Consider the following 15,750-nt stretch of genomic DNA (forward strand, 5'->3'; position numbering starts at 1 on the left):
AAAATGGCTTCCGGGAAAGACAAGTTCGGCAGGCCCATCGTCGTTGTAACCGGCCTGGGCGTCGTCACCTCACTGGGCGCGGGCAAAGTCGACAACTGGGCCAAGCTCACCGCGGGCCAATCCGGCATTCGCGAGATCACCCGTTTCGCCACCGACGGCATGAAGACCCGCATCGCCGGCACCATCGATTTTCTTGGCGAGATGACATCCGCCGCTCTGGCCGAACGCTTCGCCGATCTCGCCGCCGAGGAAGCCGTCGCGCAGTCCGGCGTCGGCTCTGCCGGATCGTTCCCGGGCCCGCTGTTCGTCGCCGTGCCGCCGATCGAAATCGAATGGCCGCAACGCATGGAATTGAGCGCCAAGTCGGGCGCCAATGCCGCGCTGACTTATGACGACCTGCTGCGCGTGGCCCCGCAGTTTCCCGCCTATCACGAACGCTTCCTATTCGGCTCGGTTGCCAACCACATCGCCGACAAGTTCGGCACGCAAGGCTCGCCGATCTCGCTATCGACCGCCTGCGCGTCCGGCGCCAGCGCCATCCAGCTCGGCGTCGAAGCGATCCGCCGCGGCGACACCGACGCCGCGCTCTGCATCGGCACCGATGGCTCGATCAATCCCGAAGCGGTCATCCGCTTCTCGCTGCTGTCCGCGCTGTCGACCACCAACGACAATCCGCAGGGCGCCTCGCGCCCCTTCGCCAAGAACCGCGACGGCTTCATCATGGCCGAAGGCGCCGGCGCGCTAGTCTTGGAAAGCTACGACTCGGCGAAGGCCCGCGGCGCCAAAATCATCGGCGTGATGGAAGGCTGCGGCGAGATGGCCGACTCCTTCCACCGCACCCGCTCGAGCCCGGACGGCAAGCCGATCATCGGCTGCATCAAGAACGCGCTGAAGGATGCCGGCCTCGACGCCGATGCCATCGACTACATCAATGCACACGGCACCTCGACGCCTGAAAACGACAAGATGGAATATACCGGCCTCACCGCCGCCCTTGGCGAGCGCGTGAAGACGGTACCGATCTCGTCGAACAAGTCGATGATCGGCCATACTCTGTCGGCGGCTGGCGCGGTCGAGGCCGTGTTCTCGCTGCTGACGCTGCAGAACCAGCGTATTCCGCCCACCATCAATTACGACGTGCCCGACCCGGCGATCCAGCTCGACGTCGTGCCCAACAAAGCCCGCGATGCCCGCGTCACGCACGCCATGTCGAACTCGTTCGGCTTCGGCGGTCAGAACGTGTCGCTGATCATGGGCCTGGAACCGGCGGCGTAAGTCGCCGCACGGCCGAGTTCATAAAACATGCGCGCATTGCAACTGATCGGCGACCGCCAGCTCGAACTGGTCGACCTGCCCGACCCCGCCGCGCCCGCCGAGGGCGAAGTCCAGGTCCGTATCAAGGCCGTTGGCCTCAATCACCTCGACGTCTGGGGCTTTCGCGGCATGGCTTTCGCCAAGCGCAAGCTGCCGCTGATCGTCGGCGCTGAGGCCTCCGGCGAGATCGCCGCGGTCGGCCCCGGCGTGACCAACTTCAAGCCGGGGCAGAAAGTCACGATGTACGGCGCGATGACCTGCGGGCATTGCGCCAACTGCCGCGATGGCCGCGACAACCTGTGTGAAAATGTCGGCGGCGTGTTCGGCTTCCACATCGACGGCTTCGCCCGCGACCTCATGAATATACCGGCGCGCCTCGTGGTCCCCGTCCCAGATAATGTCAGCCTGCGCGATGCCGCCTGCGCGCCGATCGCCTTCGGCACCACGCAGCACATGCTGTTCGACAACGCGAAGCTCAAGAACGGCGAGACTGTCCTCGTCCACGCCGCCGGGTCCGGCATCGGTTCGGTCGCGATCAAAATGGCCAAGGCGCTCGGCTGCACCGTCATCACCACCGTCGGCGACGACGCCAAAGCCGAAAAAGCCAAGGCGCTGGGCGCCGATCATGTCATCAACTACAAGACCGACCGCTTCGAAGGCGTGACGCGCAAGCTCACGCAGAAGAAGGGCGTCGATGTCGTGTTCGAACATGTCGGCGGCGAAGGCTTCAACGCCTCGCTGTTCTGCCTGAAGCGCGGCGGCCGCCTCGTCACCTGCGGCTCGACCGCCGGTCCGACCGTGACCATCAACCTGATGCAGCTGTTCCAGCAGCAGTACAAGATCTTCGGTTCGTTCGGCTGCACCATCCGCAACATCCACGAGAGCCTCGCCAAGATGGCGGACGGCATGTCGACGATCATCGACAGCGAATTCGCGCTCACCGACTTCGAGAAGGGCCTGGCGCGGCTCGAAGGTCGCCAGGTCTTCGGCAAAGTTATCGTCAATTTCTGATGGCATCGTCCCGTAATAGTGCCTGGCGCCGCAGCCTGAAGGCTACGGGCAACGCCATCGCCGGCGCGCTGGCGATCGGCGTCATTCATCTGATGCGCCTGGCACGCCCCGACGCAGCAGCAAATGCAGCCGGCCGCTTCATGCGGTTGATCGGCCCCCTGCTCCCCGAACACAAGATCGGCCGCGCCAACCTCACCGCTGCGTTTCCAGAGAAGTCGCCGCAGGAAATCGACCGCATCCTGCTCGGCGTCTGGGACAATCTCGGCCGCGTCGGCGCCGAGTTCACGCAGCTCGACCGCCTCATCGACTACGACCGCGCGCACCCCGAACGCGGACGGCTCGAGATTCCGCAGCCGCTGTTCGACAAGTTCCTCGAACTGGCCAATGACGGCAAACCGGCGCTCGTGTTCACGGCCCATCTGGCCAACTGGGAACTGCCGGCGGTGTTCGCCGCCGCGCAGGGCGTCGACAGCGCCGTGCTGTATCGCCGGCCGAACATCGCCGCGATCGACCGCTGGGTGCGCAAGACCCGCGCCGCCAGCATGGGTGAACTTATCGCGACCGGTCTCGATGCGCCGGTGCGAATTGCCGACGCGCTCAAACGCGGCGCCCATATCGGCATGCTGGTCGATCAGTATTACGTGCGCGGCGTCGAGGTGACGTTCTTCGGCCGCAAGACCAACGCCAATCCGCTGATCGCGCGGCTGGCGCAGCATTTCGATTGTCCCATCGTCGGCGTGCGTGTCATTCGCCTGCCGGGCAATCGTTTTACTGCGGAGCTGACCGACGAGATCAAGCCGATGCGCGACGCACAAGGCAACGTGGATATCGCCGCGACCATGCAGATGATCACCAGCATCATCGAATCCTGGGTGCGAGAGCATCCGGAGCAATGGCTATGGCTGCACCGTCGCTGGCGCTGACGCACGTTTCATGGCCACCGAAATCGAACGAAAATTTCTGGTCGCTGGCGACGGATGGAGGTCATCCGTCACCGATCATCTCGATATCCGGCAAGCCTATCTGTCGGTGACCGACACCAACACGGTGCGCGTGCGTCTCTCGGGCCGCGCGGCGTTCCTGACCATCAAGAGCGCCGGTGCCGGCCTGACGCGGCAGGAATTCGAAATCGCCATCCCGTTCGTCGATGCCGAGGCCATGCTCGCCTTGAGAACCGGCCGCATCATCGAGAAGCGGCGCCACATTGCCCCGGCTGGCCTCTTGCGCTGGGAGATCGACGTGTTCGCCGGCGATCTGGACGGGCTCGTCATCGCTGAAATCGAACTGCCGGCCGAGACGGCGGAATTCGAGCGACCGCACTGGCTCGGCGCCGAGGTGACCGGGGATCCGCGCTACGGCAATTCATCGCTTGCGACGAACGGCCTGCCCAGCACCGGGCGTTGACTCCGGGTCAGGTTCGGGTCGGCAACCCGGCTGCCTTCCATCCGAGGATGCCCCCGGCGAGATGATGGTTGTAGGGATAACCGGCGTCCTGCGCCGCCACCGACGCCGTGATCGACCGCCGGCCGGAGCGGCAGGCAAAGACCACCTGCCTGCCCTGCGGATCGGGAATTTCGGACGGATCAAACGACGACAGCGGTAGCACCACCGCGTCCGGGTAGCTTTCTGCCGCCGTCTCATTGGGCTCGCGCACGTCGATAAGAAGCATGCGGCCGGCGCGCACGCCCTCGGCCACCTCCTGCGGCGTGAGATTGATCACCTCGCCGGCGCGCGGCATTTCGTCGGCCATGACGGCAACTCCTTCAGTCCGAATGGCCCTGTTTAGCCGGGTTTTCAGCCTGCCGCACGCGGCTTTTTAAGGCGCTAAATGGTCACCTGGGTGCCCACCTCGACGACGCGGCCGGTCGGAATCTGGAAGTAGTCGGTCGCGTCATTGGCCGTGCGCGACAGCGAAATGAACAGCCGGTCCTGCCAGCGCGGCATTCCGGATTGGGCCGCCGGCTTGAGCAGGCGCCGCGACAGGAAGAACGACGTCGACATGATATCGAAGGTCCAGCCGAGCTTGCGCGCCACAGCGAGCGCCTTGGGCACGTTCGGCTGCTCCATGAAGCCGAAGCGCAGCACGACGCGTGAGAAAGTCTCGCCGACGGGCTCGATGCGCACCCGTTCGGCAACGTCGACACGCGGCGTATCGGCCGTCTCGACGGTGAGGATGACGTTATGCTCGTGCAGCACCTTGTAGTGCTTGAGGCTGTGCATCAGCGCGGTCGGCGCAAAGGCCGGGTCGCCGGTCAGGAACACGGCCGTACCCGGCACGCGCGCCGGTGGCTTCTTCTCCAGGCTGGAGACGAGCGTCTCGAGCGGAATTTCCAGCTTACGCGTTTTCTGGATCAGGAGCCGACTGCCGCGCCGCCAGGTATACATCACGACCATCACGACAGCGCCGAGCGCCAGCGGCATCCAGCCGCCTTCGAACAGCTTGAGCAGGTTCGAGACGAGGAACGTCAGGTCGATGAGAAGGAATGGCAGCATCAGCGCCAGCGCCGCAACGAGCGGCCAGCGCCAGACCTTGTTGATGACGACGATCGCCATCAAGGCGGTCACCACCATGGTGCCCGTGACGGCGATGCCATAGGCCGAAGCCAATGCGCTCGACGAGCGGAACAACGCCACCAGCAGAAGCACACCGATCAGCAGCAGAAGATTGACCCGCGGCATGTAGATCTGGCCAGACACCTCCTCCGAGGTGTGGCGAATTTCAAGCCGCGGCAAGAGGCCAAGCTGGATCGCCTGCCGCGTCAGCGAATAAGCGCCGGTGATCACCGCCTGACTGGCGATGACGGTGGCCGCTGCGGCCAAAACCACCATCGGCAGCAGCGCCCATTGCGGATACATCAGGAAGAACGGGTTCGCGATGGCCTTCGGATCGGCCAGCACCAGCGCGCCCTGCCCGAGATAATTGATGGTCAGCGATGGCAGCACCACCACAAGCCAGGCAAAGCGGATCGGACCGCGACCGAAATGTCCGAGGTCGGCGTATAACGCTTCCGAGCCGGTGACGACCAGAAACACGGCGCCGAGCGTGAAGAAGCCGATGATGCCATGATGCAGGAGGAAGTTGAGGCCGTAATATGGATTGAAGGCCAGTAGCACAAGCGGATTGCCGGCGATATGCACGATGCCGGCAACAGCCAGCGCCGCGAACCAGATCAAGGTCAGCGGCCCAAAGAACGTCGCCACCTTGGCTGTGCCGCGCGACTGCACGGCAAACAGCGCGACCAGGATGACGACCGTGAGCGGCACGACGTAATGCTCGAAGGCCGGTGTCACGATCTTCAAACCTTCAATCGCCGACAGCACCGACAGCGCCGGCGTGATGATGGCGTCGCCATAGAACAGCGCACCGCTGATGACGCCAAGCAGGATCACGAAACCGCTCGAACGGCCGAGCGCGCGCGATGCAAGTGCCATCAGCGCCAGCGTGCCGCCTTCGCCGTTGTTGTCGGCGCGCAGCAGGATCAGCACATATTTCGCGGTCACTACGAGAAGCAGCGCCCAGATGATCAGCGACAGGATGCCGAGGATGATCGCCTCGGTCACTGGATTACCCTCACCCGCCGCCGCTACGACAGACTCGCGCAACGCGTAAAGCGGGCTGGTGCCGATGTCGCCATAGACGACGCCGATGCTGCCGAGCGTCAACGCCCAGAAGCCGGCATGACGCGCACCGGCCCCGTCGGCCGACAGGCCCGAAATAGCGGATGCGGGTTGGGTCATGAAATAGGAATCCTGCTGCTACGGCCATGCAAAGCCGCGGAACGGCGGTACAATCAACTCAAATCTGCAAGGCCCAGCCTTGCGTTTTCGCAAGCCATGCTATCGGCGCGTACCGAAAGCACAAGACAATCGGAATTATTTTGTTGTGAATACAAAGGCTTAGATAAAGCCCTCAGACTGTCACCTGGGTGCCGACTTCGACGACGCGGCCGGTCGGAATCTGGAAGAAGTCAGTGGCATCGCTCGCCGAGCGCGCCAACGCGATGAATAGATGATCCTGCCAGGTCGGCATTCCAGACTGCGCCGACGGCCGCAGCGTGCGCCGCGACAGGAAGAACGACGTGGACATGATGTCGAACTGCCAGCCGTGCTTGCGTGCGATCGCCAGCGCCTTCGGCACGTTTGGCGTATCCATGTAGCCGAACTTCAGTGTTACCCGTGCGAAGTGCTCCGACAGCGGCGTGAACTGTACGCGCTCGGTATCCGGAACGCGCGGCGTATCGCCGGTAACGATCGTGAGGATGACGTTGTGCTCGTGCAGCACCTTGTTGTGCTTGAGATTGTGCAACAGCGCGGTCGGGGCGAAATCCGGATCACTGGTCAGGAATACGGCGGTGCCTTGCACCATATGCGGCGGCCGCTTCTCGAGATTGCGCAGAAGCGTATCGATCGGCACTTCGGCGCGCCGCGTCTTGTTGAGCAATATGCCTGTGCCACGCCGCCAGGTGAGAATGATCATCACCACCGTCGCGCCGAACAGGAGCGGCAGCCAGGCGCCTTCCGTCACCTTGAGCAAATTGGCCGAGAAGAACACTGAGTCGATGACAACAAACGGCGCGACCAGAAGCGCCGCCTGCCACACCTTCAGCCGCCAAAGCTTCCAGAACACGAAGAAGCCGAGGAGCGAGTCGACCACCATCGTCGTCGCCACCGCAATACCGTAAGCCGCGGCGAGCGAGCCTGACGACCTGAACAGACCGACCAGCAGCAGAACTCCGACCAGCAGGGCAAAGGTCACACGCGGAATGTAGATTTGCCCGACCTGCGATGCCGACGTGTGCAGGATGGTCAGGCGCGGCAACAGGCCGAGCTGGATTGCCTGATGGACCAGCGAATAGGCACCGGTGATCACCGCCTGGCTGGCGATGACGGTGGCGGCTGTCGCCATCACGATCATCGGCAACAACAGGCCCTGCGGCACCAGAAGATAAAAGGGATTTTCAATGGCCGCCGGATTGGCGAGCACGAGGGCGCCTTGCCCGAAATAATTGATCAGCAATGCCGGGAGTACGAGACCGAGCCAAGCCAACTGGATCGGCTTGCGGCCAAAATGCCCAAGGTCGGCGTAGAGTGCTTCGCCACCGGTCACCACCAGAAACACGGCACCCAAGGTAATCAGACCGATATGGCCGTGACTGAGCATAAACGAAACCGCATAGACCGGATTCAACGCCATCAGGACATGCGGATCGTCAAAAATGTGCAGCGCGCCGGCGATCGCGATCGACACGAACCAGATGACCATGATCGGTCCGAAGAATGCCGCGACCTTGGCCGTGCCGCGTGACTGCACCGCGAACAGCGCAATCAGGATGAGAACGGCGAGTGGCGCGACGTAATGACTGAACGCAGGGTTGGCGAGCTTCAGGCCTTCGACCGCGGACAATACCGAGATCGCCGGCGTGATCACTGAATCGCCGAGGAACATGGCCGCGCCGATCACGCCGAGTATCAGGATGAACGGAGTGCGGCGGCCGACCGCGCGCGTGGCCAGCGCCATCAGCGACAAAGTGCCGCCCTCGCCATTATTGTCGGCGCGCAGCAGCAGCAGCACGTATTTGAGCGTCACGGTGAAGATCAGCGCCCAGACGATGAGCGACAGCACGCCGAGCACGATATCCGGGGTGACGCCGCGCTCGTTGCTGGCCGCCAGGGCGGCCTCGCGGAATGCGTAAAGCGGGCTGGTACCGATGTCGCCGTAGACGACGCCGACGCTGCCAAGAGCGAGCGCATAGAAGCCCGGTGCCTTGGTCTCGCCAGTGGCCGGGGCCGTCACGTCGGCCGACGCTGCCGGTTCGTTCACACCGTCTCTCTTCGCTATCGGGTCCGCGACGGGACCTGGAAGGCGGGCTTATATCACCGGCCCCGGAGAGAGAATACCGGCCTTTACGCTTGACTTGTTGACGGCACATCGATCCGGCCGAACAGCCGTAAGCTCCGTCAGGGGCTCAGATCGGTCGGTATCGGCGGCTCCTCGCGGATCAGCGTGATGGTCACGCGGCGGTTCGGCGCGAGCGACGGGCTGTCGGGAAACAGCGGGTCCGTATCGGCCCTGCCGGCAACCATGAAGATATGGCCGGCCGGCACGCCTTCCGCGGCGAGAATCTGGCGTACCGCATTGGCCCGGTCGGCGGAAAGTTCCCACGGCCCATAGCCTGGCCGCGGCGGTATCGAGGAGGTTGCCGTGTGTCCGGTAATGGAAATACGGAACGGCATCGCCTTGAGCGCCGGCGCAATACGCTGGATCAGAAGCCGCGTGCGCTCATATGGCTCTTTGGAGCCGTCGGCGAACATCGAACGGCCGTCCTGATCGGTGATTTCGATGTTGAGCCCTTGCCGGGTCTCTTCCAGCATCACGTGCTTCGATACTTCGGTGATCTCGGGCATGCTCTGCAACGCCTGACGCAAGGACGCGGCGGCCAGTGCGAATTTGCGATCCTCCTTCATGCGTGCGCCGTAGGTCCGGTTCATGCCCTTTTCGTCGGGCGCCGGCGTCGGCGAGGCATCCTTGGGATCGATATTGGCGACGCTCTTGAGCTTGGGCCGGGTCGGCAAGCCCATGACCTCGAGCACGCCCGAATAACGGACCTTGTCCTGAACGCCGAAGGCATCGCGCATCGAGCCCGCGACGACCTGTAGCTTGGCCTGATCCTGGGTGGAGAACGCGACGAGCATCACGAAGAAACTCATCAGCAGACCCATGAGGTCCGCGAAGGTGACGAACCAGCCGTGACCGCCACCGTGTCCGCCGCCGCGTTTCTTGGCCATAAACTAATACTCTGAAATGGACGCCCCGCCCTGCCCTTAGGCCGTCGCCGGAGCACCCTCCGCCGCGTCTTCGGAATGACGGTGTTTCTCCGGCAGGTAAGCGAGCAACATCTCGCGCACCAGCGCCGGGCTCTTGGCTTCGCGCATCATCAAGATGCCGTCGATGATCAGCGTGCGATTGATTTCTTCGTCCACCAGCTTGACGTGCAGTTTGTCGGCGATTGGTAGACAGAACAGATTGGCGACCAGCGCGCCGTACAGGGTCGCCAGCAGCGCCACGGCCATGAACGGACCAAGCTTGGAGGGGTCGGTCATGTTGGCGAACATCTGCACCATGCCGATCAGCGTGCCGATCATGCCGAAGGCCGGCGCGCAGTCGCCGATCGCGCGATAGATCTTCTGCCCTTCGTCGAGATGGGTGAGAAAGTTGTCGCGATCGCGCTCGAGGTTGTCGCGGATGAAGCCGGCATCGTAGCCGTCGGCGACAAAGCGGATGCCCTTGGCGAGGAACGGGTCTTCGGTCTCGGCCTTCTCCAGGCCGATCGGGCCTTCCTTACGCATGATTTCTGCAAGTCCGGCGATCTCATCGACCAGTTCGCGCTGGGTGATGTTGCGCATGGTGAAGGCGAACTTCATGCCGAGCGGCAGGCCGTGCAGCATCGCCGAGAGCGGGAAGCGGATGAGCGTTGCGGAAAGCGAACCACCACCGATGATGATGATGGCGTGGACGTCATAGAACATCCCGAAGTCGCCGCCCATCAGGATGAGTGTCGCGATGACGGCAACGCCAGCCACCAGGCCGATACCGGTCGTGATATCCATCATTCACTCCACTCAACAAAGGCGACACACACGGGACGCATAGCCGCGTCCCGAGACCCTAGACGGTCGCTATTAAGACCCGGTAAAGGCTAATCGAACGGAAATACAGGACGACCGTGAACCACGACCGATCGGCAACCAGCGGATCAAATACGCTGGAAATCTTTGCCAAAAGGTCTTCCAATGCGCGTCGGGACGGCTACGGCTGTTAGAAAAGAATTAACCGGGAGGATTCGGAGCCATGCGCGAAATCGGTCATTTTGTCGGCGGCAAGACCGTCAAGGGGAGCTCGGGCCGCACCGGCGATGTGTTCGATCCGAATACCGGCGAGGTGCAGGCCAAGGTCGCTTTGGCCTCAAAGGCCGAGGTCGAGAAGGCCATCGCCAATGCCGAAGCCGCCCAGCCGGCCTGGGCCGCGACCAATCCCCAGCGCCGCGCCCGGGTGATGTTCAAATTCCTTGAGCTGATCGCCAAAGAGACCGAAAGCCTCGCCAAGCTGCTGTCCTCCGAGCACGGCAAGACCGTGCCGGATGCCAAAGGCGACATCCAGCGCGGCGTCGAGGTGGTCGAATTCGCCTGCGGTATTCCGCACCTTCTCAAGGGCGAGTTTACCGAAGGCGCCGGCCCCGGCATCGATCTCTATTCCATCCGCCAGCCGCTTGGCGTCGTCGCCGGCATCACCCCGTTCAACTTCCCGGCCATGATCCCGCTGTGGAAGGCGGCACCCGCCATTGCCTGCGGCAACGCCTTCATCCTCAAACCGTCGGAGCGCGATCCTTCGGTGCCGATGCGCATCGCCGAACTGTTCCTCGAGGCCGGCCTGCCGGAAGGCATCCTCAATGTCGTCAATGGCGACAAGGAGGCGGTCGACACCATCCTGACCGACCCGCGCGTTCGGGCGATCGGCTTCGTCGGCTCGTCCGACATCGCGCAATACATCTATGCGACCGGGGCCGCGCACAACAAGCGGGTGCAGTGCTTCGGCGGCGCCAAGAACCACATGATCGTGATGCCTGACGCCGACATGGATCAGGCGGTCGATGCACTGATCGGCGCCGGCTACGGCTCGGCCGGCGAGCGCTGCATGGCGATTTCGGTCGCGGTGCCGGTCGGACAGAAGACCGCGGACATTTTGATGGAAAAGCTGATCCCGCGCGTCGAGACGCTGAAGATCGGCCTATCCACCGATCCGCAGGCCGATTACGGCCCGCTGGTCACCAAAGCGGCGCTGGAACGCGTGAAAAACTACGTCGACACCGGCGTCAAGGAAGGCGCCAAGCTCGCCGTCGACGGCCGCGGCTTCAAGATGCAGGGCTACGAGAATGGCTTCTTTATGGGCGGCTGCCTGTTCGACAACGTGAAGCCCGACATGAAGATCTACAAGGAAGAGATCTTCGGGCCCGTGCTGTCGGTCGTCCGCGCCAAGGACTACGAGGAAGCCGTCGCCCTGCCCTCGACGCACGAGTACGGCAACGGTGTCGCCATCTTCACCCGCGACGGCGACGCGGCGCGTGACTTCGTCAACCGCGTGCAGGTCGGCATGGTCGGCGTCAATTTCGCCATTCCAGTGCCGCTCGCCTATCACACCTTCGGTGGCTGGAAGCGCTCCGGCTTCGGCGACCTCAATCAGCATGGACCCGACTCGGTACGCTTCTATACAAAGACCAAGACGGTAACGTCGCGGTGGCCGAGCGGCACCAAAGGCGGCGCCGAGTTCACGATCCCGACGATGAAGTAAAGGACCGACGTTGCGCCGCGCCATCGGCCTTTCATTTGCCATGCTGTCATTCGCGCTCGCGGCTTGCGGCGGCGGCGCTTCGCTCATGTCCGCCGACGATGAAAAGCCGCAAGCCGTAGCCGCCGCCGAAGTCGGCATGGAAGGCCGCTGGGTCCTCGCCGCCCCGAATGCGCCGACCTGCGGGCTGACCTTCATCGGGCCGCCGGGCGCAACGGAAGGCCGCGTGACGCCCGATGGCGGCTGCCCGGAGCGCTTTTTCCTCGCGCGGCGCTGGCGGCTCGCCAATGGCGAACTCACCATCGTCGATGACGAAGGCGGCGCGCTCGGTGCCTTCCGCAATGCCGGAGACCGCTTCGCGGGAAAATCCGGCACCGCGACACCGCTCACGCTTTCGCGCTAAACTTCGCCGCAACGAAACTCCAAGGGGGCTCTGTTCAATGGCCGACTACCAGCTCTACTGCTTCGCTCAATCCGGCAACGCCTATCGCGCCGCGCTGATGCTCAACCTGATCGGCGCCAAATGGGAGCCGGTGTGGATCGACTTTTTCGGCGCCGGCGTGCAGCGCTCGGCCGAATATCGCGGTGACGTCAACGAAATGGGCGAAGTGCCGGTGCTGGTCGACGGCGCAAAGAAGCTGACGCAATCGGCCGTCATCCTCACTTATCTCGCGCGCAAAACCGGCATGTTCCTGCCCAAAGGCGAGGACGAAGAACTCGAAGCGCTGCGCTGGATGATCTTCGACAACCAGAAGGTCAACGGCTTCCTCGGTCCGTTCCGCTTCCTGCGCACGCTGGCCAAGCCCCCGGGCGATCCGGCCGTGCTCGCCTTTCTCAAGGGTCGCATCGACGGCAACCTCGCCATCGTCAACAAGCGGCTAGAGAAGTCGCCGTTCCTGCTCGGCGACCGCCCGACCATCGCCGACATTTCGATGTGCGCCTATCTCTATTATCCGGCCGAGGAATTCGGTTTCGATATTGCCAAGGAGCATCCTGCGATCGGCGCCTGGCTCAAGCGCATCGAGGCCCTGCCCGGCTGGGCTCACCCCTACGACCTCATGCCGGGCTATCCGCTCGGCACGCAGGGCTATCGCAACAAGAAAGTCTGATTCTTACTTGTGATGATGGTGATGACCATGGCCATGATGGCCATGGTCGTCACCGTGCTCATGCGCATGATCGTGGCCACAACCGCAGGCATCGCCGTGAGAATGATGATCATGAGAATGATGATCATGCGCGTGGTGATGATGCCCATGATGTTCGTGGCCATGATCATGATCGTGACCTGACGGCACCTCATAGGCGCCGCCTTCGGGCTCGAACGGCGCCTCGAGCGGCGTCACCTTGGCGCCGAGCGCCTTGAGCAGTTCCTCTGTCGCCGGTTCGCGCAGTGCGCGGATGCGGTTCGGCAACAGTTGCACCGCGATGTGACGGTCGCCGAGATGCCAGGCGATGCGTGCCAGCGCCGAGACGTCGGCGGCGCGCGCCTCAAGGAGCGGCTCCGGCCTGGCGACGACTTCGACATGGCTGCCGTCGTCGAGCGCGATGACGTCGTCATGGCGCAGCCGGCCCTGGAAGGCGAAGTTGAGCGTCTGCCCTTTCACGGTAACAACGCTGAGCGTACCGCCGGCGCGCTGGCTGTGGTCGAGCAGCACGCTGTCGGCCGCGGCAAGGCCGCGTGCGTCGTGAGCGGCAATGATGGTGGTCGCGCGCGGCATGGTCGGATTGCTTTCGTAACGGTCAGTTGAGCCGCGCCGGGCGGTCGCCCTCGGCGCCGGGGGTCGGGCCGGGTTCGGCGAGCGGCGCCGCTTCGGCACCGGCAGGCGACGCGGGGGTACCGGCGGCGGCCGCCAGCGCATCCTTGCGCTTATAATCGCGCCAGGACAGCCAGCCGAGCGGCAGGCAGGCGAGATACACAACCGCGCCGGCCGACAGCACTTCCCACGGATAGCTGATCAGCAGCGCCACGAACAACACCACCACCACGAAGACCGGCAACACCATCTCCGGCGGCACCCTCTTGCCGACGCGCTTGCCGGAGAACACCGGCAGCCGCGACACCATCAGGAGCGCGATCGTCAGCGTATAGAAGAAGGTCAGCCAGATCGTCACCGGTCCGTTCGGTACACCGAGGAAATAGAGATAGATCGGCAGCAGCACGGTCAGCGCGCCGGCCGGCGCCGGAATGCCGGTAAAGAAGTTGCCGGCCCATGCGGGCGCATCGGGATCGTCGGCCATGACGTTGAAGCGCGCGAGGCGCAGACCCGCGCAAATGGCGAACACCAGCGCCACAATCCAGCCCGCCGATTTGAGGTCGTGCAGGCCCCAGAAATACAGAATGAGCGCCGGCGCCACGCCGAAATTCACGAAGTCGGCCAGGCTGTCGAGTTCGGCGCCGAATTTCGAGGTGCCCTTGAGCATCCGCGCGACGCGGCCGTCGATGCCGTCGAGCAGCGCGGCAAAGACGATGGCGGCGAGCGCCCATTCGAGCTTGCTCTCGATGGCGAGGCGAATGGCGGTCAGGCCCGCGCACAGCGCGAGCAGCGTGATCAGGTTTGGCACCAGAGTGCGCACCGGGATCGCCTTGAAGCGGGGGCGGCGCGGCGACGGCGTGGGGTCGATCGGTTGGAACACCATGAGCCTCTCTATAGCCGTTTGGCGGAGCCTGCGCCACGTTTGGCGCCCAATTGTGACGGGACTCACGTCCGGACGTGCTTAACCGCCCCTGTTCTTGAAGGCCCGGGGCGGCCTGCCGTCCTCCCCGCCTTCGCGGGGACAAGCCTTCCACCCTCGGCGCATGCCGAGGGGATGGAGCGCCGCGAGGCGCCCTTTGTGGATCGCACCTTTTGGGTGCGAGGCGTCCCTTGCGAGAGGACGCCTGCGCCCCGCGGCGCTCCATCGCGGTGTCATTACGGCGCACGGGCCGCGCTTCTGGCGGCTGATCCGCTTTCGCGGGTAGCGCTCACCATCAGCAAGCTCCTTGCAGGAGGTCATAGTGCCTCCGGGCGGAGCCCCGTCGCCGCCCAAGCGCCTGACGTGCGTTTCGCCAGGCCCGCGGGCACCGCGCCCTGCTCCGTCAACGAGACGCCTCTAGATGACGCCCCCGGCCGAGCAGGACGGATTGAGCCTATAATATCCTAGGAATAAGAGTCAAGGACTATTTTCTGAGCGAGGTGGTCTCGCTTGTAGCCCGGGTGAAGCGCAGCGAAACCCGGGATCAACGGCTGTCCCCGGATTTCGCTGCGCTCCATCCGGGCTACATGAACACCGATCCCTACCCGACCCGGAAACCGCGGCCTTCGTCGCCGCCCGAAAGGTCCGCCAGCACGGTCTCGCCGGACAGCGCCGTCTGGCCGACGGCGACCAGGGGCTGCGTGCCCTCGGGCAAATACACGTCGAGCCTCGAGCCGAAGCGGATCATGCCGAAACGCTCGCCCGCGCCGACCGGCTGACCTTCCTTGACGTAGCAGACGATGCGGCGCGCGATGAGGCCGGCGATCTGCACCACGGCGATGCGGGTGCCGCCCGTGGCGATCACCAGCGAATTGCGCTCATTGTCGACCGAGGCCTTGTCGAGGTCGGCGTTCACGAACTTGCCGGGCTGATAAAGGATCTTCTCGACACGGCCGGCGACCGGCGAGCGGTTCACGTGGCAGTCGAACACGCTCATGAACACCGAGATGCGCAGCATCGGCTTCGGGCCGAGGCCAAGTTCGTGCGGCGGCGGCGTCGTCGTCACCATGCTGATGCGGCCGTCCGCCGGCGACACGATCAGACCGTCGCGCACCGGCGTGACGCGTGGCGGATCACGGAAGAAATAGATGCACCAGACGGTGAGCACCGTGCCGATCCAGCCGAGCGGCGTCCATATCCAGAACAGGACCAGACTGACCAGCGCGAATACGCCAATGAAGGGATAGCCTTCGGGCGTGATCGGCACCAACTGCTTGCGGATGGAGTCGTAGATGGACATGGGAAGTTCTTATCCGTTTTCTCGACCGTTGCCGGGATCTCTCTTTCCCCTCTCCCCATCAGGGAGAGGGCGGCGCGCGGAGCGCGCCGCTGGCGTTCCTATATCC

The 15,750-nt window shown here is 64.0% G+C and carries 15 protein-coding genes; 7 read left to right on the forward strand and 8 right to left on the reverse strand.

Annotated elements, in window-relative coordinates; genetic code table 11:
* The first annotated feature begins 3 nt into the window (after positions 1 to 3).
* From E8Q40_RS14325 to E8Q40_RS14340, 4 genes are read left to right on the forward strand one after another with little or no spacing between them, the layout of a single operon-like run.
* Positions 4 to 1,275: a beta-ketoacyl-ACP synthase gene (locus E8Q40_RS14325; protein ID WP_137045185.1), complete on the forward strand. Its 1,272-nt coding sequence runs from the start codon at positions 4 to 6 to the stop codon at positions 1,273 to 1,275.
* 27 nt (positions 1,276 to 1,302) lie between these two features.
* A complete protein-coding gene (locus E8Q40_RS14330; protein WP_137045186.1) occupies positions 1,303 to 2,325 on the forward strand; it encodes a zinc-binding dehydrogenase in 1,023 nt (340 codons plus the stop codon).
* Positions 2,325 to 3,248 carry a lipid A biosynthesis lauroyl acyltransferase gene (locus E8Q40_RS14335; protein ID WP_137045187.1) on the forward strand — a complete coding sequence of 308 codons (924 nt, stop codon included), beginning with the start codon at positions 2,325 to 2,327 and terminating at the stop codon, positions 3,246 to 3,248. The genes E8Q40_RS14330 and E8Q40_RS14335 overlap by 1 nt, the downstream gene beginning before the upstream one ends.
* Positions 3,249 to 3,258: 10 nt before the next feature.
* Positions 3,259 to 3,729: a CYTH domain-containing protein gene (locus tag E8Q40_RS14340; protein ID WP_137045188.1), complete on the forward strand. Its 471-nt coding sequence runs from the start codon at positions 3,259 to 3,261 to the stop codon at positions 3,727 to 3,729.
* 7 nt (positions 3,730 to 3,736) lie between these two features.
* On the opposite strand, the gene E8Q40_RS14345 is transcribed toward E8Q40_RS14340, so the two are convergent.
* The 5 genes from E8Q40_RS14345 to E8Q40_RS14365 all read right to left on the reverse strand — a co-directional run bounded on the left by E8Q40_RS14345 (position 3,737) and on the right by E8Q40_RS14365 (position 9,933).
* Positions 3,737 to 4,075 (reverse strand): rhodanese-like domain-containing protein, encoded by a 339-nt coding sequence (locus E8Q40_RS14345; protein ID WP_137045189.1) that lies wholly within the window; start codon positions 4,073 to 4,075, stop codon positions 3,737 to 3,739.
* A 74-nt stretch (positions 4,076 to 4,149) separates the two neighbouring features.
* Positions 4,150 to 6,063, reverse strand: coding sequence for a potassium transporter Kup (locus E8Q40_RS14350; protein WP_137045190.1), 1,914 nt, complete (start codon positions 6,061 to 6,063; stop codon positions 4,150 to 4,152).
* Between the two features lie 172 nt (positions 6,064 to 6,235).
* Positions 6,236 to 8,119, reverse strand: a complete 1,884-nt coding sequence (locus E8Q40_RS14355) for a potassium transporter Kup (protein ID WP_168197955.1) — start codon at positions 8,117 to 8,119, stop codon at positions 6,236 to 6,238.
* A gap of 164 nt (positions 8,120 to 8,283) precedes the next feature.
* Complete coding sequence (locus E8Q40_RS14360) at positions 8,284 to 9,111, reverse strand: flagellar motor protein MotB (RefSeq protein WP_137045192.1); 828 nt, start codon at positions 9,109 to 9,111, stop codon at positions 8,284 to 8,286.
* 36 nt (positions 9,112 to 9,147) lie between these two features.
* Positions 9,148 to 9,933, reverse strand: a complete 786-nt coding sequence (locus E8Q40_RS14365) for a motility protein A (protein ID WP_137046736.1) — start codon at positions 9,931 to 9,933, stop codon at positions 9,148 to 9,150.
* Positions 9,934 to 10,174: 241 nt separating this feature from the next.
* Between E8Q40_RS14365 and E8Q40_RS14370 the strand changes: the two genes are divergently transcribed.
* From E8Q40_RS14370 to E8Q40_RS14380, 3 genes are all read left to right on the forward strand, one after another.
* A complete protein-coding gene (locus tag E8Q40_RS14370; RefSeq protein ID WP_137045193.1) occupies positions 10,175 to 11,671 on the forward strand; it encodes a CoA-acylating methylmalonate-semialdehyde dehydrogenase in 1,497 nt (498 codons plus the stop codon).
* Positions 11,672 to 11,756: 85 nt separating this feature from the next.
* A complete protein-coding gene (locus E8Q40_RS14375) occupies positions 11,757 to 12,071 on the forward strand; it encodes an AprI/Inh family metalloprotease inhibitor (RefSeq protein WP_168197845.1) in 315 nt (104 codons plus the stop codon).
* 37 nt (positions 12,072 to 12,108) lie between these two features.
* Positions 12,109 to 12,777, forward strand: coding sequence for a glutathione S-transferase family protein (locus tag E8Q40_RS14380; RefSeq protein ID WP_137045195.1), 669 nt, complete (start codon positions 12,109 to 12,111; stop codon positions 12,775 to 12,777).
* A gap of 3 nt (positions 12,778 to 12,780) precedes the next feature.
* Here the strand turns inward: E8Q40_RS14380 and E8Q40_RS14385 are convergent, their stop codons facing one another.
* From E8Q40_RS14385 to E8Q40_RS14395, 3 genes are all read right to left on the reverse strand, one after another.
* Entirely contained in the window at positions 12,781 to 13,389 is a 609-nt protein-coding gene (locus E8Q40_RS14385) for an urease accessory protein UreE (RefSeq protein ID WP_137045196.1), read from the reverse strand.
* Between the two features lie 22 nt (positions 13,390 to 13,411).
* Positions 13,412 to 14,308 carry a CDP-diacylglycerol--serine O-phosphatidyltransferase gene (gene pssA / locus E8Q40_RS14390; RefSeq protein ID WP_137045197.1) on the reverse strand — a complete coding sequence of 299 codons (897 nt, stop codon included), beginning with the start codon at positions 14,306 to 14,308 and terminating at the stop codon, positions 13,412 to 13,414.
* 637 nt (positions 14,309 to 14,945) lie between these two features.
* Positions 14,946 to 15,644 carry a phosphatidylserine decarboxylase gene (locus tag E8Q40_RS14395; protein WP_137045198.1) on the reverse strand — a complete coding sequence of 233 codons (699 nt, stop codon included), beginning with the start codon at positions 15,642 to 15,644 and terminating at the stop codon, positions 14,946 to 14,948.
* Positions 15,645 to 15,750: the final 106 nt, after the last annotated feature.

The organism is Pseudolabrys sp. FHR47 (genome assembly GCF_005153485.1).
Lineage (GTDB): Bacteria > Pseudomonadota > Alphaproteobacteria > Rhizobiales > Xanthobacteraceae > Pseudolabrys.